The 21169-nt window shown below is 69.3% G+C and carries 22 protein-coding genes; 4 read left to right on the top strand and 18 right to left on the bottom strand.

Translation table 11 applies throughout. From position 1 onward, the window contains the following. Nucleotides 1-2: 2 nt before the first annotated feature. Entirely contained in the window at nucleotides 3-911 is a 909-nt protein-coding gene (locus C7H73_RS03585; RefSeq protein WP_106845396.1) for an esterase/lipase family protein, read from the top strand. Between the two features lie 80 nt (nucleotides 912-991). On the opposite strand, the gene C7H73_RS03590 is transcribed toward C7H73_RS03585, so the two are convergent. The 8 genes from C7H73_RS03590 to flgB form a co-directional block, all read right to left on the bottom strand. Further along, a complete protein-coding gene (locus tag C7H73_RS03590) occupies nucleotides 992-1999 on the bottom strand; it encodes a hypothetical protein (protein ID WP_227001408.1) in 1008 nt (335 codons plus the stop codon). Next, a complete protein-coding gene (locus C7H73_RS03595) occupies nucleotides 1999-2712 on the bottom strand; it encodes a flagellar basal body L-ring protein FlgH (protein WP_106845397.1) in 714 nt (237 codons plus the stop codon). The genes C7H73_RS03590 and C7H73_RS03595 overlap by 1 nt, the downstream gene beginning before the upstream one ends. 11 nt (nucleotides 2713-2723) lie before the next feature. Then, nucleotides 2724-3506 (bottom strand): flagellar basal-body rod protein FlgG, encoded by a 783-nt coding sequence (gene flgG, locus C7H73_RS03600; protein WP_106845398.1) that lies wholly within the window; start codon nucleotides 3504-3506, stop codon nucleotides 2724-2726. Between the two features lie 18 nt (nucleotides 3507-3524). Then, nucleotides 3525-4265 carry a flagellar basal body rod protein FlgF gene (locus C7H73_RS03605; protein ID WP_106845399.1) on the bottom strand — a complete coding sequence of 247 codons (741 nt, stop codon included), beginning with the start codon at nucleotides 4263-4265 and terminating at the stop codon, nucleotides 3525-3527. A 173-nt stretch (nucleotides 4266-4438) separates the two neighbouring features. Next, on the bottom strand, nucleotides 4439-6025 hold the full coding sequence (locus C7H73_RS03610) for a flagellar hook protein FlgE (RefSeq protein WP_106845400.1): 1587 nt from the start codon (nucleotides 6023-6025) through the stop codon (nucleotides 4439-4441). 43 nt (nucleotides 6026-6068) lie between these two features. Further along, entirely contained in the window at nucleotides 6069-6722 is a 654-nt protein-coding gene (locus C7H73_RS03615; RefSeq protein ID WP_106845401.1) for a flagellar hook assembly protein FlgD, read from the bottom strand. A gap of 14 nt (nucleotides 6723-6736) precedes the next feature. Then, nucleotides 6737-7141 carry a flagellar basal body rod protein FlgC gene (gene flgC, locus C7H73_RS03620; RefSeq protein ID WP_106845402.1) on the bottom strand — a complete coding sequence of 135 codons (405 nt, stop codon included), beginning with the start codon at nucleotides 7139-7141 and terminating at the stop codon, nucleotides 6737-6739. Between the two features lie 16 nt (nucleotides 7142-7157). Next, nucleotides 7158-7583, bottom strand: a complete 426-nt coding sequence (flgB, locus tag C7H73_RS03625; protein ID WP_106845403.1) for a flagellar basal body rod protein FlgB — start codon at nucleotides 7581-7583, stop codon at nucleotides 7158-7160. Nucleotides 7584-7814: 231 nt separating this feature from the next. Here flgB and flgA point away from each other — a divergent pair, with 231 nt between their 5' ends. From flgA to C7H73_RS03640, 3 genes are all read left to right on the top strand, one after another. Next, on the top strand, nucleotides 7815-8564 hold the full coding sequence (flgA, locus tag C7H73_RS03630) for a flagellar basal body P-ring formation chaperone FlgA (RefSeq protein WP_106845404.1): 750 nt from the start codon (nucleotides 7815-7817) through the stop codon (nucleotides 8562-8564). An 88-nt stretch (nucleotides 8565-8652) separates the two neighbouring features. Then, nucleotides 8653-8988: a flagellar biosynthesis anti-sigma factor FlgM gene (flgM, locus tag C7H73_RS03635; protein WP_106845405.1), complete on the top strand. Its 336-nt coding sequence runs from the start codon at nucleotides 8653-8655 to the stop codon at nucleotides 8986-8988. Between the two features lie 14 nt (nucleotides 8989-9002). Beyond that, nucleotides 9003-9338, top strand: a complete 336-nt coding sequence (locus C7H73_RS03640; RefSeq protein WP_106845406.1) for a hypothetical protein — start codon at nucleotides 9003-9005, stop codon at nucleotides 9336-9338. Nucleotides 9339-9631: 293 nt separating this feature from the next. On the opposite strand, the gene C7H73_RS03645 is transcribed toward C7H73_RS03640, so the two are convergent. The 10 genes from C7H73_RS03645 to C7H73_RS03690 form a co-directional block, all read right to left on the bottom strand. Continuing rightward, nucleotides 9632-10348, bottom strand: coding sequence for an RNA polymerase sigma factor FliA (locus C7H73_RS03645; RefSeq protein WP_106845407.1), 717 nt, complete (start codon nucleotides 10346-10348; stop codon nucleotides 9632-9634). Nucleotides 10349-10356: 8 nt separating this feature from the next. After that, nucleotides 10357-11115 (bottom strand): hypothetical protein, encoded by a 759-nt coding sequence (locus tag C7H73_RS03650; protein ID WP_106845408.1) that lies wholly within the window; start codon nucleotides 11113-11115, stop codon nucleotides 10357-10359. Then, on the bottom strand, nucleotides 11105-12718 hold the full coding sequence (gene flhF, locus C7H73_RS03655; RefSeq protein ID WP_106845409.1) for a flagellar biosynthesis protein FlhF: 1614 nt from the start codon (nucleotides 12716-12718) through the stop codon (nucleotides 11105-11107). The genes C7H73_RS03650 and flhF overlap by 11 nt, the downstream gene beginning before the upstream one ends. Next, nucleotides 12715-14802 carry a flagellar biosynthesis protein FlhA gene (gene flhA, locus C7H73_RS03660; RefSeq protein ID WP_106845410.1) on the bottom strand — a complete coding sequence of 696 codons (2088 nt, stop codon included), beginning with the start codon at nucleotides 14800-14802 and terminating at the stop codon, nucleotides 12715-12717. The genes flhF and flhA overlap by 4 nt, the downstream gene beginning before the upstream one ends. Before the next feature lie 12 nt (nucleotides 14803-14814). Beyond that, the gene (locus C7H73_RS03665) at nucleotides 14815-15999 is read right to left on the bottom strand and encodes an EscU/YscU/HrcU family type III secretion system export apparatus switch protein (protein WP_106845411.1); all 1185 of its coding nucleotides are present in this window, start codon (nucleotides 15997-15999) and stop codon (nucleotides 14815-14817) included. Between the two features lie 181 nt (nucleotides 16000-16180). Next, complete coding sequence (locus C7H73_RS03670; RefSeq protein ID WP_106845412.1) at nucleotides 16181-16825, bottom strand: protein phosphatase CheZ; 645 nt, start codon at nucleotides 16823-16825, stop codon at nucleotides 16181-16183. 3 nt (nucleotides 16826-16828) lie between these two features. Further along, the gene (gene cheY / locus C7H73_RS03675) at nucleotides 16829-17215 is read right to left on the bottom strand and encodes a chemotaxis response regulator CheY (protein WP_106845413.1); all 387 of its coding nucleotides are present in this window, start codon (nucleotides 17213-17215) and stop codon (nucleotides 16829-16831) included. Nucleotides 17216-17284: 69 nt separating this feature from the next. Beyond that, complete coding sequence (motB, locus tag C7H73_RS03680; protein WP_106845414.1) at nucleotides 17285-18226, bottom strand: flagellar motor protein MotB; 942 nt, start codon at nucleotides 18224-18226, stop codon at nucleotides 17285-17287. A 142-nt stretch (nucleotides 18227-18368) separates the two neighbouring features. Next, a complete protein-coding gene (gene motA, locus C7H73_RS03685; RefSeq protein WP_106845415.1) occupies nucleotides 18369-19229 on the bottom strand; it encodes a flagellar motor stator protein MotA in 861 nt (286 codons plus the stop codon). 233 nt (nucleotides 19230-19462) lie between these two features. Continuing rightward, nucleotides 19463-20920 carry a flagellin N-terminal helical domain-containing protein gene (locus tag C7H73_RS03690; protein WP_106845416.1) on the bottom strand — a complete coding sequence of 486 codons (1458 nt, stop codon included), beginning with the start codon at nucleotides 20918-20920 and terminating at the stop codon, nucleotides 19463-19465. Nucleotides 20921-21169 lie beyond the last annotated feature (249 nt).

Here is a 21169-nt window from a genome sequence, read left to right on the forward strand (position 1 = left end):
CAATGACCAACGCACGCTGGCAGCGCTGGCTGGTCGCCACCCAGCTGCTGCTGATGGCCGCCTGGGCGCTGGCCTGGTGGCCGCATTCGCGCGCGCTGGCGCTGGCCGGCGCGCTGGCCCTGCCGCTGCTGGCGCGCCTGGCGATGGTGCCGCAGTTCGTGCTGATGGCCCGGGTGGTGCGCCGCGCCGGGGGCACGCCGCCCACGGCCCGCCAGCTGCTGCGCGCCTGGTGGGCCGAGGCCGGCTGGGCAGCGCGGGTCTTCGGCTGGTGGCAGCCGTTTCGCCACCGCACGCTGCCCGACTGGCTGCCGCCGCCGCCGGCCAGCGCGAGCGCGCCGCGAGGCGTGGTGCTGGTGCACGGCTTTCTGTGCAACCGGGGTTTTTGGCTGCCGTGGCTGCGCCTGCTGCGCGCACGCGGCCACGCCTGCGTGGCGGTGACGCTGGAGCCGCCCTTTGCCGGCATCGACGACTACGCCGGCACCCTCGACGAGGCCGTGCGCCGGGTGGAGCAGGCCACCGGCCGCGCGCCGCTCATCGTGGCGCACAGCATGGGCGGGCTGGCCGTGCGCGCCTGGCTGCGCGCGGTGCCGGGTGCGCGCGGGCGCATCCACCGCGTGGCCACCCTGGGCACGCCGCACCAGGGCACCTGGGCGGCACGCCACGCGCGCAGCGCCAACGGGCGGCAGATGCGGCTGCACAGCCCCTGGCTGCAGGCGCTGGCGGCCAGCGAGGACGCCGCGCTGCGCGGGCGCTTCGTGTGCTGGCACTCGGACTGCGACAACGTGGTCTATCCGGCCGCCGCGGCGCAGCTGCCGGGCGCGCAGCTGCGCCCCATCGCCGGCGCTGCGCACGTGGAGCTGGCCTTTCACCCGCAGGTGGTCAGCGAGGTGCTGGCGCTGCTGGAGCTATGAAAATGAGAGCTGTCCGCGCTTGACTGGCGGGCGCTGGAGGCCAAAAAGGCTCCAAACGCCCCCGCCTCAGCGCCGCGGCTTCACTGGCGCGGCGCCCGCGGCGCGCGGGTGCCGGCAGCGGCCTCGAGGTGGCGCACGCAGTAATAGGTGCCATTGGGCACGCTGGCCAGGTGGTTGGCGCGCAGCGCGCCCAGGCCGGACTGCGCGGCGGCCGTGTCGTACAGGCCGGCCTGCACGTGATAGACGCCCGCGGGGCGCAGCGCCACGCCGCCGGCGTGAAAGCCCGCCGCCTCGGCCGCGGCCAGCTCGTCGGCCGTGGGCAGCTGCGCGCTTTGCGACTGGCACCAGCGCAGCGCCACCTCGCGCGAGACCAGCTGGTCGGTGTGGCCGGGCGCGGCCGTCAGCCACTGCAGCGCCGGCTGCGGGTTGCGCGGCGGCGCAAAGCGCGTGCCCTCGAAATAGTCGAACAGCTCGCGCGCCAGCGCCTGGGCCAGCATGGGCGCGGGCGCGGTGACGGTGAAGCTTTGCGCGGCGCCGCTTTGCAGCCGGACCAGCGTGGCGGTGGCCTGCACCAGCGCGCCCTCCAGCCGGGTGTAAGTGATGTAGGCGGCCAGCGCGATGCGCGCGGCGCGGCCTTTGAGCTCGTCCTGCGCCAGCGGGCGCTGCAGCTGCTCGGGGCTGATGTCGGCAAAGTCAAAGCGCAGCCGGGGGCTGCGCAGGTTGGCGCGGCGCGCCAGCTCGTCCAGCTCGCCGATCAGCTGCACGTTCAGGCTGCGGCCCAGCTCGGCCACGGCGCGCGCCTGGTGGTGCGCCTGCAGCGCGTCCACGGCCTGCAGCGCGGCGGTGATCTTGGCCGGGTCGGCCTTGTCGGCGTGCAGGTCGGCAAAGGCCTTGCGGTCGGCCTCGTAGTCGGCCAGGTCGGCGGCGCGCACGACGGGAATGTTGGGCCAGACGATGAGCGTCTGGCCGGCCGGCTCGCGCAGGTCCTGCACGGGCGCGGGCACGGGCGTTTGCCCCTGCGCCAGCGCCGCCGGCACGCAGGCCAGCGCCAGCAGCAGGGCGGCCAGCGCGTGCATGGGCCGCAGCATCAGAACGGCGTGACGCTGTTGAAGGCGCGCGCCAGCCAGCCCACGGCCTGGGCCTCGGCCTGCTCGCCCAGGCCGCGCGAGACCACCCGCACGTTGGCCACATAGCGCGAGTCGATCACGCTGCCGGCGTGGCCGCCGGCGCCGCGGCGCAGGTTGCGCGGGTCCACGATGCCGGAAAAGCGCAGCACGTCCACGCTGCGGTTCACACCGACCTGCTTTTCCCCGGTGATGACCAGGTGGCCGTTGGCCAGCACCTCGGTCACGACGGCGGTGATGGCGCTCCTGAACTCGTTGTTGCTGGCGGTGTCGCCCTTGCCGGCGAAGTTGCTGCCATATTCGGCACCGATCTTCGAGTGGTCGGCGATCTTGCCCACCAGCTTGGAGGGCAGCAGCGGCAACCCGGTGATGCCGCCTTCGGCGCCGGACTTGCGGTCCACGCTGGACTTGCTGCCCTGCTTGGCGTCGATCTTCTCCAGGATCTCGATGGTCACCAGGTCGCCCACGTAGCGCGCGCGCGGGTCTTCAAAGCCGGGGCGGTAGCTGGCGGCGTGGAACAGGCTGCCCGAGGCCGGGCCCTGGGCCACGGGCGGCGGGGGCATCTGCGGCAGCTGCGTGGGCAGCACATCGACGGGCGGGGGCGGGTTGACGCTGGCGCAGCCGGTGGCCAGCGCGGCGAAGGCGGCGCAGCCGATGAGGCGCAAAAAGGCATTCATGGTGGCGGTCCTCACAGCTGCGACAGCTTGGCCAGCATCTGGTCGCTGGTCTGGATGGCCTTGGAGTTCATCTCGTAGGCGCGCTGGGTCTGGATCATGTTGACCAGCTCCTCGACCACGTTGACGTTGGAGTTCTCCAAAAAGCCCTGCTTGATGATGCCCAGCCCGTTGGTGCCGGGCTCGGCCTGCTGCGGCGCGCCGGAGGCGGCCGATTCCCGGTACAGGTTCTGCCCCGCCGGCTCCAGGCCGGCGGAGTTGACGAAGCTGGACATGGCCAGCTGGCCCACCTGCTGCAGCGTGGGGTTGCCGGCCACGGTCACGCTGACCAGGCCGGTCTCGCTGATGCTGATGCTCTTGGCGTCCGCCGGCACGGTGACGCCGGGGGCGATCGGCAGGCCGGTGGAGGTGACCAGGCGGCCCTGCGAATCGAGCTTGAAGGAGCCGTCGCGCGTGTAGCCGGTGGTGCCGTCGGGCAGCTGCACCTCAAAGAAGCCGTTGCCGTCGATGGCCACGTCCAGGCTGTTGCCCGACTGCTGCAGGCTGCCCTGGGTGAAGTTGCGGCTGGTGGCCACCACGTTCACGCCCAGGCCCAGGTGCATGCCGGTGGGCAGCTGGTTTTCCTCGGTGGTCTGGGCGCCCACCTGGCGCAGGTTCTGGTAGATCAGGTCCTGGAAGACGGCGCTGTTGCGCTTGTAGCCGGTGGTGGAGACGTTGGACAGGTTGTGCGAGATCACGTCCAGCTGGGTCTGCTGGGCGGTCATGCCGGTCTTGGCGATCCACAGTGAATTCATCATGGCGGTATTCCTTCGGGGTTAGCCGTTGAGGCTGAGCAGCTGGCCGGCGCTCTTGTCGTCGCTCTCGGCGGTGGACAGCAGGCGCATCTGCTGCTCGAACTGGCGGGAGGCGGCGATCATTCCGACCATGCACTCCACCGCGTTCACGTTGGAGCCCTCCAGCACGCCGGCGTTGAGCCGGGCGTTGGGGTCGGCTGCCATGGGCTCGCCGCTGGCGGTGCGAAACAGGCCGTCGTCGCCGCGCTGGAGCGGGTCCTCGGCGCCGGGCGTGGCAAGCTTCAGGCGCCCCACAGCCTGCGGCGGCTGGCCGGCCACGCGGGCGCTCACCGTGCCGTCCGCGCCCAGCACTACTTCGGCGCCCTGCGGGATGTCGAGGGGCGCGCCGCCGTCGGACAGCACGGCCAGGCCGGTGCTGGTCACCAGCTGGCCGGCGTTGGTCACCTGAAACGACCCGGCGCGGGTGTAGCTCTCGGTGCCGTCCAGGCCCTGCACGGCAAACCAGGCGTTGCCATTCGCCATGGCGTCCAGCGGCCGGCCGGTGGTCTGCGCCGGGCCCGGCGTGTCCACGTGGCCCGAAGTGGCCTCCAGCGCGAACACGCGGGTGGTGGCGCCGCTGCCCTGCAGCGGCACCGAGCGGAAGTTGGACATCTCGGCCCGAAAGCCGGTGGTGGAGGCGTTGGCCAGGTTGTTGGCCAGCACCGCCTGGCGCTGCGCGGCGGCGCTGGCGCCGGTCATGGAGGTGTAGATGATGCGGTCCATGGCGGGGCTTTCCTTTTAGTGAGCTGCCGTGCTGCGCGCTGCCCGCGGCATTTGAAGCTGGCGCGACCGAAGCGCGGGCCGCCGCGCAAGGGCCGCCCCGCCGCGCTGGCGGCGTCCCCCTTGCCGCGCGCAGCGCGAGAGAAGGGGGGAAGCTGCGCAGCCGCTCAGGGGGGTCATCTCAGATTCACCAGGGTCGAGAGCACCTGGTCCTGGGTCTTGATGGTCTGGGCGTTGGCCTGGTAGGCGCGCTGGGCGGTCATCATGTTCACCAGCTCGGCCGTCAGGTCCACGTTGGAGTCCTCCAGCGCGCCGGCGCGCAGCGCGCCGAAGTTGCCTTCCGTGGGAGAGCCGAAGGTGGGCTGGCCCGACTCGAAGGTCTCCACCCACGCATTGCCGCCCACGGCCGCCAGGCCCTGGGTGTTGCGAAAGCTCGCCAGGGTGACCTGGCCCTCGGCGCGCGTCACGCCGTTGGAGTAGCGCGTCATGACCATGCCGTTGTCGGCGATGTTGATGCCGGTGAGCTCGCCGGAGGTGTAGCCGTCCTGGGTCAACTCCGAGACGGCGAATTTGGTGCCGAACTGGGTGACCTGGTTCAGGTCCAGCGTGACCGGGAAGGCCGAGGGCGCCGGGTTGCTGCCCGGGGCGTTGGGGCTGTTGGGATTGGCCGGGTGGGGGTTGACCATCAGGGCCAGCTCGAACGACTGCTTGCCCGCGGCCGGTGCCGTGTTGAGCGTGGCCGGGTTCAAGGTGCCATTGGCCGCGGGGGTGCCCGTGCCGTAGTTCATCAGGTCGCTCTTGAGGCGTGCCGACGTGATGTTGCCGTTGGCGTCCTTGGTGAAGTCCCAGGCGTCCGCAGAGGTGGCAAAGGTGAGCGTGGCCTCGCGGATGGCGTTCACGCCCTGGGCGTCGGGGCCGTAGAAACGGTAGGTGAACTCGGTGGGGAAGTCGTCTTCTTCAGTCTTGGCGGGGTCGCCGTTGATCACGGAACTGGCCACCGGCTCCAGCGTCGCAGCGATGGCACCGTTCTTGTCGGCGATCAGCCGCCCGGTAACGGCCGGGACGGTGGTGGGCGAGGTGGTCAGGTCGTCCAGCTGGTTGTAGATGTCCCAGGTGTTGGCACCGTTTTTCTCGAAATAGAAGCTCAGCGGCGTCGCCACGCCCTGGCTGTCATAGACGTTGAGCGAGGTGCCGTAGGTCGAGCGCGGCGTGGCCGCCACGGGCGGGTTGGCGCCCGGGTTGCCCTTGGCGTCGGCCGTGCGCGCGTCGAGGTTGAAGGCGGTCTTGATGGACGAGGTCTGCTTGGCCGGGATGGGGCCGGTGGTGGCGAACTTCAGCGGCGTGGCCGTGCTGGAGGTGCGCAGCCCGGTGGCAGGATCGATCGGGTAGCCCATCACGTGCGCGCCGCTGTTGGTAACCACGTTGCCCATGCTGTCGAGCTTGAACGAGCCATCGCGCGTATAGCCGCGCGAACCGTCGGGCATCTGCAGGGTGAAGAAGCCGTTGCCGTTGATGGCCACGTCCAGGCTGTTGCCCGTCACCGTGAGGTTGCCCTGGTTGAACTGCTGGGCGATGGCGCCCACTTCGACGCCGATGCCCGAATTCTTGCCGCCGGCCGTGCCGATGGCCGAGGCCACCATGGCGGCGAATTCGGTGCGCGAAGACTTGAAGCCGGTGGTGTTGGAGTTGGCGATGTTGTGGCCGATGACGTCAAGGTTCTTGGCCGAAGCGTTCAGGCCCGACAGGCCTTGCTGGAAACCCATGGTGTGCTCCTGGTGTGCGTGTGTGGGAGGGGGAGGGGCGGCGTCAGAGCACGCCGTGGATGTTGGCGTAGCCGACGGTCTCGCCGTTGGCCAGGGTCAGCGTCAGCGCGCCGCTGCTGGAGCCCGTGGCCACCACCTGTGATTGCATGAGGGCCATGGAGGGCACGGCGCCTTCCTTGGTGCTGGCCGTGACGCGAAAGCGCAGGTCGGCTTGGTTGCCGCTGTACTTGCTGGCGTCCCACTCGAAGTCGTGGCGGCCCTTGTCCTGCGCGCCCATCTCGATGGTGTCCACCACCACGCCGCCGGGGGTGACGACTTCCACCTTGACGTCGGTGGCGGCGCCGCCCAGCACGAAGGCGCCCTTGCCCTCGCCCTTGTCGCTGACGGCCAGCCGGTCGCCTTCGGTCAGCACCGAGCGGCCGATCATGGTGATGCCCTGCAGCTGCTGCATGGTGGAGAACTGCTCGGCCATGGTCTGCATGGTCAGGTTCAGCGTCTGCAGGCCCGTGACGGTGTTGATCTGCGCCATCTGCGTGGTCATCTGGGCGTTGTCCAGGGGGTTCATCGGGTCCTGGTTGTTCAGCTGCGCGACCAGCAGCTTCAGGAACCGGTCCTGCATGGCGGCCGGGTCGTTGGCAGCATTGGCCGAGGCGCCGGTGTTGACGGTGGGCGCGGAGCCGACGGGATTGAGGATCATGGAAAGTGGCCCGGTTATTGACCCATCTGCAGGGTCTTGAGCAGCAGCGTCTTGGCCGTGTTCATGACCTCGACGTTGTTTTGGTAGGAGCGCGAGGCGGAGATCATGTTGACCATCTCCTCCACCGCGTTCACGTTGGAATGCGTCACGTAGCCCTCACCATCGGCCAGCGGGTTGGCCGGGTCGTGCACGCGGCGCCCGGGCGTGTCGCTTTCCTGGATGGAGGCCACCCGCACGCCGGCCGCGGCCTCGCCGCCCATGGGAGCGGTCTGAAAGACCACCTGGCGCGCCTTGTAGGCCTGGCCGTCGGGGCCGGCCACGGCGTCCACGTTGGCCAGGTTGCTGGCCACCACGTTCAGGCGCTGCGACTGGGCGCTGATGGCGCTGCCCGAGACGTTGAAGATGGAAAACATCGACATGGGTGTTCAACCTCTCTTATTGGCCCTGGATGGCGCTGAGCATGGTCTTGGCATGGCCGTTGATGAAGCGCAGCGTGGCCTCGTAGCGCACGGCGTTGTCCACGAAAGAGGCGCGTTCGCGGTCCATGTCCACGCTGTTGTTGTCCAGGCTGGGCTGCGACTGCAGGGCGTAGCCCAGCGTGCTGGCCTGGCTGCCCAGCGCGCCCACGGCCGGCAAGGGGATGTGGCGCGCATCGCTGGTGCTGTGGCCGCGCAGGGGGCTGTCCGCGCCCGCCTGCTGCTCGGCCACCGAGCGCATGGCGTCGGCGAACTTGAAGTCGCGCGCCACGTAGCCGGGCGTGTCGGCATTGGCGATGTTGCTCGCAATGGTGCGCTGGCGCTCCGAGCGCAGCAGCAGCGCATTGCCGTGCAGGTCCACTTGGCGGGTCAGCTTGTCGAGCATGGGGCAGGTTGCGGTCCGGTGAAATCGAAGGGGCCGCCAGGGCCGCAAAAAGGCGCCTTGGGGCGTGGCCCGATTATGGAAATTGCCCCTGATTCCTAAAGCGCGAAGAACGCAGCGTTTGGCCCGCTGTTCGCCGCTTTCGCGCGCCGCACCGGGCCTACAGTGCCAGTCGTGAAAAAGACTTGCCGCCGGCCGCCCGCACTGCAGCCGGCCGGCGTTTGGAGCCCCGCCATGCCTTCTCTTGCGTCCATCCGTTCCTTCCGCCCCGCGCTGCTGGCGCTGGCGCTGGCCTGCGCCGGTGCGGCCTGGTCCCAGCAGCCGCCGCAGCCACAGCAACTTGCTGCGGGCGAAGACCTGGGCGCACTGTCGCAGCGCTGGGTGGACGAGGCGCTGCACCAGGTGCAGGCCGGCGGCGCGCTGCCGCTGCGCATGGAGGTGGAGGTGGGCGCGCTGGACTCGCGCCTGCGCCTGGCGCCGTGTGAGCGGGTCGAGCCCTATCTGCCCACCGGCGCGCGCCTGTGGGGCCGCACCCGGCTGGGCCTGCGCTGCGTGCAGGGGGCCACGCGCTGGAACGTGTTCCTGCCCCTCACCGTGAAGGCCTATGGCCCGGCCTGGGTGCTGGCCGGCAGCGTGGCCGCCGGGGCGACATTGAGCGAACAGGACGCGGTGCCGGCCGAGGTGGACTGGGCTGCCGAGCCGGCCGCCGTGCTGGCCAATCCCGAGGCCTGGGTGGGCCAGACCGCCGCCCGCACGCTCAGCCCCGGCCAGCCGCTGCGACAGGGCATGGTGCGCGCGCCCGAATTGTTCAAGGCCGGCACGCCGGTGCGGGTGGTGGTGCAGGGCCCCGGTTACGCCGTGACCTCGTCCGGCCAGGCCATGACGGCGGGCGCGGCGGGGCAGAATGTCCGCATCCGCATGGCCAATGGCAAGGTGATCGGCGGCATTGTGTCTGACGATGGGACGGTGCAGGCCACGATGTAGGCCTTTTTTGCCCGGTTGCCCTAAAGTTCATCCTCCACGGGTCGATGAATAGGCCACTGGCCCCATCTGAGGGGTGGTGGAGAGTGCGATGAAAATTACTGGCAACAACCCGGAACTACCCAACGCCCGCTCGGCGCAGGCCGTGGCTGCTCGCCAGCAGGGCAAGGCCGCTGCGCCCGCGCCCGCCGCCGAGGCAGCCACGCAGGGGGCCCAGCGCGCGGCTGCCGGCGCCGGCGTGCCGCTCACGCTGTCGAGCAACGTGCGGGCGGTGGAGCCCGGCCGCCAGGCGGCTGACTTTGACGCCGCCAAGGTCAAGGCCGTGAAAGCGGCCATCGAGAACGGCACCTTCCGCGTCGATGCCGAGGCCGTGGCCGACAAGCTGCTGGCCAACGCCTTCGAGACCCTGTCGCGCAGCCAGGGCTGACCCTACACTTGCGCATGGCCGCGCAAGACCCTCTCTCCCCCATCGAAGCGCAGCTGCAGCAATTGCAGGCTGCGCTTTTGTCGTCCGACCCCCTGACGCTGGAGCAGGGCGCCCACGCCCTGCGCGAGGCCGCCGCCGCGCTGGTGCAGGCCCGCGCCCAGCCGCTGGACGAGCCTGCGCAGCAGCGCCTGCGCACCGTCGCCCGCGAGCTGTCCCAGCTGCGCGAACAACTGGCCCGCGTGCTGGCCCTGTCCGAGCGCCAGGCCGCCTCGCTGCTGCCGCCCGTGGACGCTGTCACCTACGGCCCCGCGTCCGCCACGCCCGCGCGCATCTACCGCGCTCCCGGTTGATTATTTGCTATTGAATTGAGAGCTGCTGCCGCTTGCCCAGCAAGCGCCAGAGCCCGATTTGGCATAAAAAAAGGCGCCGCCTGAAAACGAGCGCCCACCCAGACCAGCAGACGCCGTGGATCCGGCTTGGCCGGTCCAGGGGCGTCGTCCCCCTTTCCCGAATGGCGCAGCCGTTCGAGACAAAAGGCTGAGGGCCGCGGCTCCAAGCCTGCCTGCGCAGACTTGGACGTGCCCGAAGAGCTGCCGCCTCTGGCGGCTGCACCGAGCGGCAAAGCCGCGCAGGGGTTGTTCCTCTAGTGCTCGCGCATCTTGGTGCGCAGGCGCGCGATCGCCTGGCTGTGCAGCTGGCACACGCGCGATTCGGTCACGCCCAGCACGGCGGCGATTTCCTTGAGGTTCATGTCCTGCTCGTAGTACATGCCCATGATGTACTGCTCGCGTTCGGGCAGCACCTTGATGGCAGCCACCAGCGAGGCGCGCAGGCGCTGGTCGCGCAGCACGGCCATGGGGTCGGCGTCCGCGTCGGCCACGTGGCGGTCCAGAAAGCCTTCCTCGTCGTCGTCGCCGTGGTGCATATCCTCCAGGTACACCAGCTGCGTGCCGCGCACCTTGCCCAGCAGGCTCTGGTAGTCGGGCAGGCTCATGCCCAGCTCCTGGGCGATCTCGGATTCCAGCGGGATGCGGCCCAGGCGCTGCTCGGCGCGGCGCAGGGCCTGCTCGATCTCCTTTTGGCTCTTGCGCGAACTGCGGCTCATCCAGTCGCCGCCGCGCAGCTCGTCCAGCATGGCGCCGCGGATGCGCTGGCTGGCAAAGGTCTCGAACTGCACGCCCTGGGTGACCTCGTAGCGCGACAGCGCGTCGGTCAGACCGATCATGCCGACCTGGATCAGGTCGTCCAGCTCCACGTTGGGCGGGAGCTTGGCGATCATGTGATGGGCGATGCGGCGCACCAGCGGCAGGTGCTGGCGCAGCAGTGCATCGCGGTCGAGCTGGCCTTTCGCGGTGTACATGGTGGCGTTCAGTGGCTCTGATCCGAAAGTGGGGGGGCCGGGTCCATGGTGCAGGCGTTTTCCAGCAACTGCAAGGCCAGGCGCTGAATGTCCTGCGCCCGGCCGGCGGCGATGGCCGTGGTGTGCAGGTGCAGGCCCAAGTGGCTGAGGGCGCTGCGCTGCAGCGTGTCCAGCGCCTCGGCCGTCTGCCGCCCGGGCGTTTGCACCTGCGGCGGGCGGATGGAAGCCACCGTGCAGCGGGGCAGGCCGGCGTGCAGCGCCAGGTGCTTGAGCTGGCGGTAGCTGGCCACCATGCCCTGCGCGCCCGGCCCGGTCATGACCAGGGGCACGCTGTGGCTGGCGCGCAAGAGCGGCGCCAGCAGCTCGGGCCCGGCATACAGCACGGCCACGGCATAGCTGCGAAACAGCCCGGCAATCAGCGGCAGCGCTGCCTGGCCGGCCTGCGGGGCGCGCGCCAGGCGGGCCAGGCCGCGCGCGGCGGGCACCACGGCCAGCGCGGCGCCGGGCGCGGCGTCCTGCCCGCCGGGCCAGGGCAGGCCGTCCAGCAGGTGCAACAGGCCGGGGGCGCGCTCGCTTTCCTGCGCCGTGCCGTCCAGCACCACAGGGGTGTAGGACAGGCGCTGCAAGGCCGAGCACAGCTGCCACAGCATCTCCAGCTCCACGCTGCCGGCGCCGGGCTGGCTGACCACGGGCAGCAGGCGCAGCTGCTGCTCGGGCGCAAAGCCCTGCAGGCCCGTGGCCTGGTGGAGGGGGGTATCAAGCCACATCGACCAGCCCCTGTTCGCCGGCCGCGGCGGCGGCAGGCGAGAAGAAGAAGTTGAGTTCGGCCTCCTTGGGGTCGAACGCGGAGCGCACGCTGGTGCGCATGGAGGCGCCCACCAGCTTGCGCGCGTCGGCCCCTTCCCAGTCTTCGGGCACGCGCTGGCCGTTGGTCACGCCGCGCAGCACCATCTGGTGGCGGATCAGCGCGTCCAGCGCCGGGCCCAGCTTCACGGCCTCGTCCACCTTGGACAGGATGGCCTGCTGCGTGCCGGCGGTCTTGAAGCCGGTGAACACGTCGTCCAGCGTGTCGCCATGGCTGCTGGCGTTGAGCACCAGCAGGCGGTTCACGCCCGGCAGCTCCAGCACGTCCAGCAGGTCGCGCTTGCGCGGGTCGCGCGGGGCCACGCCGGTGGTGTCGATCAGCACCATCTTCTTGTTCGCCAGCAGGCCCAACAGGTCCTGCAGCGCAGCGCGGTCGTGCGCCAGGTGGGCCACCACGCCCAGCATGCGGCCGTAGGAGCGCAGCTGCTCGTGCGCGCCGACGCGGTAGGTGTCCAGCGTGATCAGGCCCACGCTGCCCGGGCCGTGGATGCGCGCGCACAGCGCGGCCAGCTTGGCCGTGGTGGTGGTCTTGCCCACGCCGGTGGCACCCACCATGGCCCAGATGCCGCCCTGCTCGTACAGCGGCACGCTGGCGGCGTCGGTGCGCAGGTTGCGCTCCAGCACGTCCATCAGCCAGCGCACGGCGTCGGCCGCGCCCAGGTGCTCGGGCAGGTGCTCCAGCACGGCGCGCGACAGCGCGGGCGAGAAGCCCGCGCGGATCAGCTTGAGCATCAGGTTGGACTGGATCGGGTTTTGCCGCGCCTGGCCCAGCCAGGCCAGGGTGTTGAAGCGCTCCTCGATCAGGTCCTTCATGGATTGCAGCTCCTTCATCAGGTGCTGCTGGCCGTTGGCCGCGGCCAGCGTGGGCGCGGCGGCGGCCGGTGCCGGCTGGGGCCGGCGCGCCGTGGGCGTGCTGATCTGCTCGGCCCCCAGCGCGGCATGCATGGCCGGGCGCAGCGGGTTGTGCCGGGGCAGCTGGGGCGCGGCGGCAGCGGCAGGCGCGGGCGGCTCGAAGGCCGGGGCGCTGGCGCGGGCAAAGGTGGGCTGGGGCGGCTCGGGCAGCGCGGTGGGGGCCGTGCCGTGCATCGCCTCGTGGCGGCGGCGCAGCATGCGCTCGCGCACATAGTCCTGGAAGGACAGGGTGCTCATCGCCAGCTGCTCGGTGTCCTGCGCCACGGCGCTGCCGGCAGGGGCGGCGGACTGGGGCCGCGCAGCGGCCGGGCGCGGCTGCGGCTGGTGGTGTTGCTGCTGCTGCTGCAGGCGCACGGGGCTGGCGGCCAGGTCGGCGGCGCGCTCTTGCAGGCGGCTGGCCGGGGCGGCAGCGGCGGCGGGCACGTGGGCCTCGCCGGCCTGCAGCGTGGACAGGGTGTCCTCGGCGGTGGCCATGACCTCCACCCCGCCGGCGACCTGGCGGTTGGACAGGATGAGCGTGCCGTCGCCAAAGGCCATGCGCGCCTTGGCCAGGGCCTCGCGAGCGGTGGGAGCGGTAAAGCGTCGGATGTTCATGCTGTTGCGCCTTGGAGGATGGGGCCGATGCGGATGGTGTGGGTTTCAGGAATTTCGCTGTGCGCCAGCACCTGCAGGCGCGGCGCCACGCGGCGCACCAGGCGGGCGATGGAGCTGCGGATGGCGTCAGGCACCAGCAGGCAGGCGGGCAGGCCCAGCTCTTCCTGCTTCATGGCGACCTGGGCGGCCTTTTGCGTCAGCAGGTCGGCCACGCCCGGGTCCAGCGCGGGGCTGGCGGCATTGCCCAGGGCCTGCATCAGCAGGCGCTCCAGGCCGGGCTCGATGGCGATCACGCTCAGCTCGCGCGTCGGGCCATAGATCTGCTGCACGATGGCCGGGGCCAGGGCGATGCGCACGCGGCGTGCCAGCTCGGCCGGGTCCTGCGTGCTGCCGGCGTGCTCGGCCAGCGTCTCGATGATGGTGCGGATGTCGCGGATGTGCACGGACTCCTCCAGCAAGAGCTGCAGCACCTTCTGGAAGGTTGTGATGGAGACCAGCTTGGGCACGACTTCCTCGATCAGTTTGGGGGCCAGGCGCGTCACGTGTTCGACCAGCTGCTGCGTCTCGGTACGCGACAGCAGGCGGGCGGCCTGCACTTGCATCAAGTGTGACAAATGGGTGGCCATCACGGTTTCCGGATCAACGACGGTAAAACCGGCCATTTGTGCGGCTTCGCGCTGGGCCGCGTCGATCCACTTGGCCGGCAGGCCGAAAGCCGGGTCGGTGGTGGCGGTGCCGATCAGCGGGGTGGTGATGCCGCCCGGGTTGATGGCCAGGAACATGCCGGGGAAGGCCTCGCCCTCGCCCACCACCACGCCGCGCAGCAAGATGCGGTAGGCGCTGGGCTTGAGCTCCAGGTTGTCGCGCACGTGCACGGCTGGCGGCAAAAAGCCCACTTCCTGGGCGAACTTGCGCCGCACGCCCTTGATGCGCGTGAGCAGGTCGCCCTGGCGGTTCTTGTCCACCAGGGCGATCAGGCGGTAGCCCAGCTCCAGGCCCAGCAGGTCCACGGGCTGCAGGTCGTCCCAGCTGGCCTCGCCGTCGCTGGCCGGGGCGGGCGGGGCCTCTTCGACCGGCGCGGGCCGGCGCTGGCGCTGCAGCAGCACCCAGGCCCCCCAGCCCAGGGCCGAGCCCATCACCAGGAACACCACGTGCGGCATGCCGGGGATGAGCCCCAGCAGGATCAGGATGCCGCCGGTGACGCCCAGCACGCGCGGCGACATGAACAGCTGCTGCACGATCTGCTGGCCCATGTCGTTGTCCTTGCCCACGCGCGAGATCACCATCGCGGCGGCCACGGAGATGAGCAGGCCCGGGATCTGCGCCACCAGCGCGTCGCCCACCGCCAGCAGGATGTAGCTGTTGGCCGCGTCGCCGGCCGACAGCCCGTGCGACAGCATGCCGATGGCGAAGCCGCCGATGATGTTGATGATCAGGATCAGGATGCCGGCCACGGCGTCGCCGCGCACGAACTTGCTGGCGCCGTCCATGGAGCCGAAGAAGTTGGCTTCTTCCTGCACCTCGGCGCGGCGGCGCTTGGCTTCCTTTTCGTCGATCAGGCCGGCGTTCAGGTCGGCGTCCACCGCCATCTGCTTGCCCGGCATGGCGTCCAGCGTGAAGCGCGCCGAGACCTCGGCGATGCGCTCGGCGCCCTTGGTCACCACCACGAAGTTGATCACCACCAGGATGGCGAAGACGATCAGGCCGACGGCGAAGTTGCCGCCGATCAAAAAGTGCCCGAAGGCCTCGATCACCTTGCCGGCCGCGCCCGGGCCGGTGTGACCGTTGAGCAGCACCACGCGGGTGGAGGCCACGTTCAGCGACAGCCGCATCAGCGTGGTGAGCAGCAGCACCGAGGGGAAGGCGGCAAAGTCCAGCGGGCGCAGCATGTAGGCCGCGACCATCATCACCATCAGCGCCACGGCGATGTTCAGCGTGAAGAAGGTGTCCAGCAGCCACGCCGGAATGGGCAGCACCATCAGCGCCAGGATGGCCACCACCAGCAGCGGCGCGGCCAGGCCCTGCAGGGCCGAGCGGCTGCTGCCGGCCCACTGGCGGACGGAATTCATCGGGGAAGCGGTCATGGTCGTCGTGCGTTACTCGGCGGAAGGGGCGCGCGCGCCGCGGCGGCGCGGGGCGGGGCGCTGCGCCTGGGGCGAGTGCGGGTCCAGCTCGGGGGGGACTTGCGGGTCGGGCAGCTCGCCCGGCATGCGGCCTTCGCCGCGCAGCGCCGCCTTCAGGCGGTACACATAGGCCAGCACCTGGGCCACGGCCGTGTACAGCTGGGCAGGGATGGGCTGCTCCAGCTCGGCGTGGGCATACAGCGCGCGCGCCAGCATGGGCGACTGCAGCACCGGCACGCCGTGCTGCTGGGCCAGCTCGCGGATCTTGAAGGCCAGCAGATCGGTGCCCTTGGAGACGACCTGCGGCGCGCCCATGGCGGCCTCGTCGTACTTCAGCGCCACGGCGTAGTGGGTCGGGTTCATGACCACGAAGTCGGCCTTGGGCACGGCCGAGATGCTGGCCCCGTCGGCCAGCTCGCGTGCACGCTGGCGCATGCGGCCCTTGAGCTGCGGGTTGCCGTCGCTTTCCTTGTGCTCCTGCTTGACTTCCTCGTGGCTCATCTTCAGGCGCGCCTTGAAGAAATAGGCCTGCAGCGGCACGTCCACCACGGCGAACAGGAACACCACCAGCAGCAGCAGCGCCGCGCCCGACACCAGCCACTGCCCGGCCATGCGCAGCGCCACCGGCGAGGGCTGCAGCACCAGCGCGGCCATGGTCTGCATGCTGTCGCCCATCACCTTCCAGGCCACGAAGGCCAGGATGGCCGTCATCAGCACCATCTTGGCCACGTTGGCCAGCTGCTGCTTGGAAAACAGGTTGGCCGCGCCCTTGAGCGGGTTGAGCCGGTTGAACTGCGGCGCAATCGGCTTGAGGCTGAACACCAGCCCGCCCGCGCCCACGCCTGCCAGCAGGGCGGCGGCGCTGGTCAGCACCGCGAACAGCGCGCTGCCGGCCACGCCCAGCATCACTGCGGGCTTCAGTCGCGCCAGCATGTAGGCCGGTGACTGCACGGTGGCCGCGTCGAACACCAGGCTCTGGCGCAGCGTGCGCTCCAGGTACTCGACGAACCAGGGCGCCAGCAGCAGCAGCGCCAGCCCGCCCACGCCCAGGATGGCCAGGTGCGAGAGATCGCGCGAGCGCGCGGCCTGCCCGTCCTGACGGGTCTTTTGCAGCTTGCGCTCGGTGGCGGGTAGGTCTTTGTCCTGGCTGGAGTCCATGGTGGCGTGACTTCTGGGGTCACGCCATTGTCGGAAGCGGCAGGAAAAGCTAAAGCCCGAATAAAGGGGCCGGGAGGCCGTATCTCACGGCACCTCGGCGATCGGGCTATTCTTCAAAATTGATAGCTGCCCGCGCTTGACTGGCGGGCGCCAAAGGCCGATTTGGCTTGAAATTCCGGGGTCAGAATCCCAGGCTGGCCAGCAGGTCGTCCACCTGCGACTGGCTGGTCACCACGTCGGCCGCGACCTCGGGGTTGACCACGGGGCCCTGCAGGCGCTCGTTGCGCGGCTCGGCGGCGGGGGGCGGCGTGGCACCGGGCGGGGCGGTTTGCAGCAGCAGCTGCACCAGCTGCTCCTCGATGGTGGCGGCCAGGTTGACCACGCGCGCGATCACCTGCCCGGTGAGGTCGTGGAAGTCCTGGGCCATCATGATTTCGGTCAGGTGCGTGTCCGCCTCCTGCGTCACGCGCTCCACGTCGGTCAGGAAGTTGTAGATCTCGCCCTTGGCCACGGCGGCCACCGGGTCGGCCACCAGGGCGGTGACCACGCGGCGCGTTTCGCTGGCGATGTAGTCGTGCTGCGCCTTGGCCTGCTCCACGCGGCCCAGCACCTTCTCGGCCGCCTCGCCCGTCAGCCGGGCGATGTAGGACAGGCGGCTTTGCGCGTCGGGCAGCTCGCCCATGGTGCCGCGCAGCTGGTCGGCGTAGCCCAGCTCGTTGAGCGCGGTGTGCAGCTGCCGCGTGAGCTGGCCGATCTTCAGGTGGACGTCCTGCTCGCCCTCGGGCGGCACGCCCGCGCTGGCGCTGCTGCTGGCTTCATCCTGCATGGTTCACATCCCCATCTTCTTGAGGATGAGGTTGACCTTCTCCTCCAGCGTGGCCTTGGTGAAGGGCTTGACGATGTAGCCGGCAGCGCCCCCCTGGGCGGCGGCGACGATGTCTTCCTTGCGCGCCTCGGCGGTGACCATCAGCACCGGCAGGTGCTTGAGCTTGTCGTCCTTCTTGATCTCGCTGAGCAGCTGAAAGCCGTTCATGTTGGGCATGTTGATGTCGGTGACCACAAAGTCGAACTTGCTGTTGCGCAGCTTGTTGAGCGCGGCCACGCCGTCCTCGGCCTCGTCGGCGTCGGCAAAGCCGCTTTCCTTGAGCAGGTTGCGCACGATGCGCCGCATGGTGGAAAAGTCGTCAACGATCAGAAAACGAAGGGCAGAAGACACGAAGGACCCTTTCGGTCGGAATTGCAGTAGCTGGCTATTGTGGGGAATCGGCGCCGAAGTGACAAGTTGTTACTCATCCGGCGCCGCAGAGGCAGGATTGTCCGGTTTTTTGTCGCCGGCCGGTTGCGCGGGGTTTAACGCGGCCGTCCTGCCCAGCAGGCGCTCTTCGGCCTCGTGGGTCAGCACGGTGATGGTGATGCGGCGGTTGAGCGCGGCGCGGGGGTGTTCGGGCTCCAGCAGGTCGCTGGCGGCCAGGCCGACCACGCGGCCCAGCTTGCCGTCGGGCATGCCGGCGGCCACCAGTTCGCGGCGCGAAGCGTTGGCCCGGTCGGCCGACAGCTCCCAGTTGCTGTAGCCGCGCTCGCCGTTGCCGTAGGGCGTGGCATCGGTGTGGCCGGCCAGGCTGATGCGGTTTTCCACCCCGCCCAGCGCCGCGCCGATCTCGCGCAGGATGTCGCGCATATAGGGTTTGACCAGCGCGCTGCCGCTGTCGAACATGGGCCGCGCCTGGTCGTCCACGATCTGGATCTGCAGGCCGTCCGGCGTCACATCGATGCGGATCTGCGAGCGGTATTCATTCAACCGCGGGTTCTCGGTGATCAGCGCGTCGATCTTGGCCTGCAGCGCCTTGATGCGCTGGGCGTCGATCCGGGCGCGCTCGGCGCGCGCCGTCTCCAGGCTGGTGCGGCGGCTGGTGGCGGCGTCGTCGTCAGAGCGGCGCACCTGGCCGTGCACCTTGGACAGATCGTTGCCCCCGCCCGGGATGATGCTGGAGCTGTTGCCTGCCCCATCGCCGCCCTGCATGGACACCTTCAGCGGCGACGAAAAATAATCCGCAATGCCCTGCAGCTCGCCCTTGGCGGTGGAGCCCAGCAGCCACATGAGCAAGAAGAACGCCATCATGGCCGTCACGAAGTCGGCGTAGGCGATCTTCCAGGCGCCGCCATGCGGGGCGTGGCGCTGCTTCTTGCCGCGCTTGATGATGATGGGCTGAAGTTTCTTTTCGGCCATGTTCAGTGGCCCTCAGGGCTGCAGGCCGCCCGCAACGCATGAAACCGGCGTGGCCCGGGCCAGCAGGCGGCCCGCAGGGGCTGCACCGCAGCTGACGCCGCCGTCCCCCCCGCAGGAAGGGCGCGAAGCGGCTCAGGGGAGGTCATTTCTTGCCCTTGACATGGGCTTCCAGCTCGGCAAAGCCGGGGCGGTCGCCCGAGAACAGCACCTTGCGACCAAACTCGATGGCCGTGGACGGGTTGTAGCCCTGCATGCTCGCCAAGAGCGTGGACTTGATGCAGGCGAATTCCTTGGCCGCATCTTCGGCGCGCTGCTCCAGCAGGCCGGCCAGCGGCTCCACCGCGCCATAGGCCAGCAAGATGCCCAGGAAGGTGCCCACCAGGGCCGATGCGATCATGCCGCCCAGCACCGCCGGCGGCTGCCCCACCGAGCCCATGGTGTTCACCACCCCCAGCACGGCGGCCACGATGCCGAAGGCCGGCAGCGCGCCGGCCAGCCGCGTGAGCGCGGCCACGGGGGCGTGCGCCTCCTGGTGGTGGGTCTCGATCTCGTTGTCCATCAGCGACTCGATCTCGTGCGCGTTCAGGTTGCCCGAGACCATCATGCGCAGGTAGTCGGTGGTGAACTCGATCACGTGGTGGTCGCTGCCCACGGTGGGGAATTTCTTGAACAGCTCGGACTTTTCCGGCTCTTCCACATCCTGCTCGATGGCCATCAGCCCTTCCTTGCGCGCCTTCTGCAAGATTTCATAGAGCATGGCCAGCAGCTCCATGTAGCGCGCCTTGGTGTACTTGTTACCCTTGAGCGCCTGGGGCAGCGAGGCGAACGTGGCCTTGAGCACCTTGGGCTGGTTGTTCACGATGAAGGCGCCCAGGGCCGCGCCGCCGATGGTGATCATCTCGAAGGGCAGCGCCTCCAGCAGCACGTTGATGTTGCCGCCGTGCGCGATGAACACCCCGAAGACGCAGCCGAAGGTGATGAGGTAGCCGAGGATGACGAACATGCTTCGTTCTGGGGAGGGCCGGCCCGACGAGGGTGGCGTGGCGCGCCATGGCGGCGCGGAGGATTAGTCAGTGTTTCGGATTGTGGCAGGCAAAAATAAAGGCTTGCATTGGCACGCAGCGGGGCCTGCGCCTGCCGCATGCGGCTGGGTATAGGGGTAAAAACCGGCTCCAGCGCTTATCCACCAAGCGCTGGCAGCTATTGAAAGCATAGCGTAGCCAGTTCTTTGGCCCGTCAACCCTTGAGCAGCGCCAGCACGCCCTGCGGGATCTGGTTGGCCTGGGCCACCATGGCGGTGCCGGCCTGCTGCAGGATCTGGGTGCGCGACAGGTTGGCGGTTTCGGCCGCGAAGTCGGCGTCCTGGATGCGGCTGCGCGAAGCGGACATGTTCTCCGACGAGGTGTTCAGGTTGGCGATGGCCGTTTCGAAGCGGGCCTGCAGGGCACCGAAGCTGGCGCGCTGGCCGTTCACGGCAGCCAGGGCGGAGTCGATGACTTTGAGCGCCTCGGTGGAGCCATCCACGGTCGATACATCGATAGTGCTGACTGGCCGAAGCGTCGCTGCTCCGTTGGTAAATGCTGGGGTTGTGCCTGTAGAACCGCTGATCGAGTAACCCTTGTCAGAGCTCAGCTCGATGTATCCGGCCGCAATGCCTGTGTCGTTTTGGTTTACGGCCACGCCGGCCTCGAACTTCTTTGTGGAGGCGTCATAGTTGCCGAGGGCAAACGTGGCGGTGGTGTTGGCCGATTTGTTCTCCAGCGAAATATTGGCACCGGACTCATTGATGAGCACGACCCCGTCGCCTTCGGAATTCAACTTGGCGGTAATGCCCGTTTGCGAGGCGGCATCGTTGAATGCCTTGACTGCCTCCGCAAGGCCTTGCGCATCATTTCCCTTGACGTTGAAGGTGACGTTCGCTGCGGTGGCGTTGTCGCCAATGACAGAGAGGCTGTACGACTCGCCGGCGATGAACGTGTCTAGATTAACCTGATTGCGTGCCGACGCCACCACCCCCGTGGCTTCCGTCTTTGAGTTGATCTGAGCCGCGATGGTGGCTGCGGTGTCGGTGCTGGTTGCCGCGATTTTTGCGCTCTGAAGCCCATCTATATTGAAGGAGCCCGAGAGGTCTGGCGCTGTTCCAGTGACCGTCGGCGTGACCGCGGATGAGCTTGCAAGCTGCGTGCCATACGTGGCGGTGCGGAAGTTGCCCGTGGTCGCGGTGATCGTCTGGTTGGCGTTGGCCCCCACCTGGAAAGTGGCCGAACCAAAGGAGCCGTCGAGCAGCTTTTGGCCATTGAATTCGGTCGTCACCGCCATGCGGTCCAGTTCGGATAGCAGCTGACCCACCTCGGCCTGGATGGCCTTGCGGTCGGAGGCCGAGTTGGTCGCGTTGGCCGACTGCACCGACAACTCGCGCACCCGCTGCAGGATGTTGCCGGCGCCAGCCAGCGCGCTTTCAGCCACCTGCGACAGCGAGATGCCGTCGTTGGCGTTGCGCGCCGCCTGGTTCAGGCCGCGGATTTGCGCCGTGAAGCGCTCGGAGATCGCCAGGCCGGCCGCGTCGTCCTTGGCGCTGTTGATGCGCAGGCCCGACGACAGGCGCTGGATGGAGGTGTTGAGCGAACCCTGGCTCACGCCCAGGTTGCGCTGGGCGGTGAGCGAGGCGACGTTGGTGTTGATCGTGGATGCCATGGCAAGACTCCTGCGGGGCTTCGGTTCGGTGGGTGCTGCCAGCTAAGGGCAGCAAGCCCTGTTGGCGGACGGTGGGAGACGATGCTGGCGATTGTGGTGACGCCCCGCCGCGGCGTTGGCCCGATAAACGGCGCAAAAACCGGCCAATCCGTGCGTTAGCACCCTAAAGTTTTCCAAGCACAGTCCGAAAACACATTCAACGGGACGTTTGAAACAAGGAGTGACGCCCCGCCGTTCCACAGCAAGGCC

It is taken from the genome of Pulveribacter suum (assembly GCF_003013695.1).
In the GTDB taxonomy this organism is placed as follows: domain Bacteria; phylum Pseudomonadota; class Gammaproteobacteria; order Burkholderiales; family Burkholderiaceae_C; genus Melaminivora; species Melaminivora suum.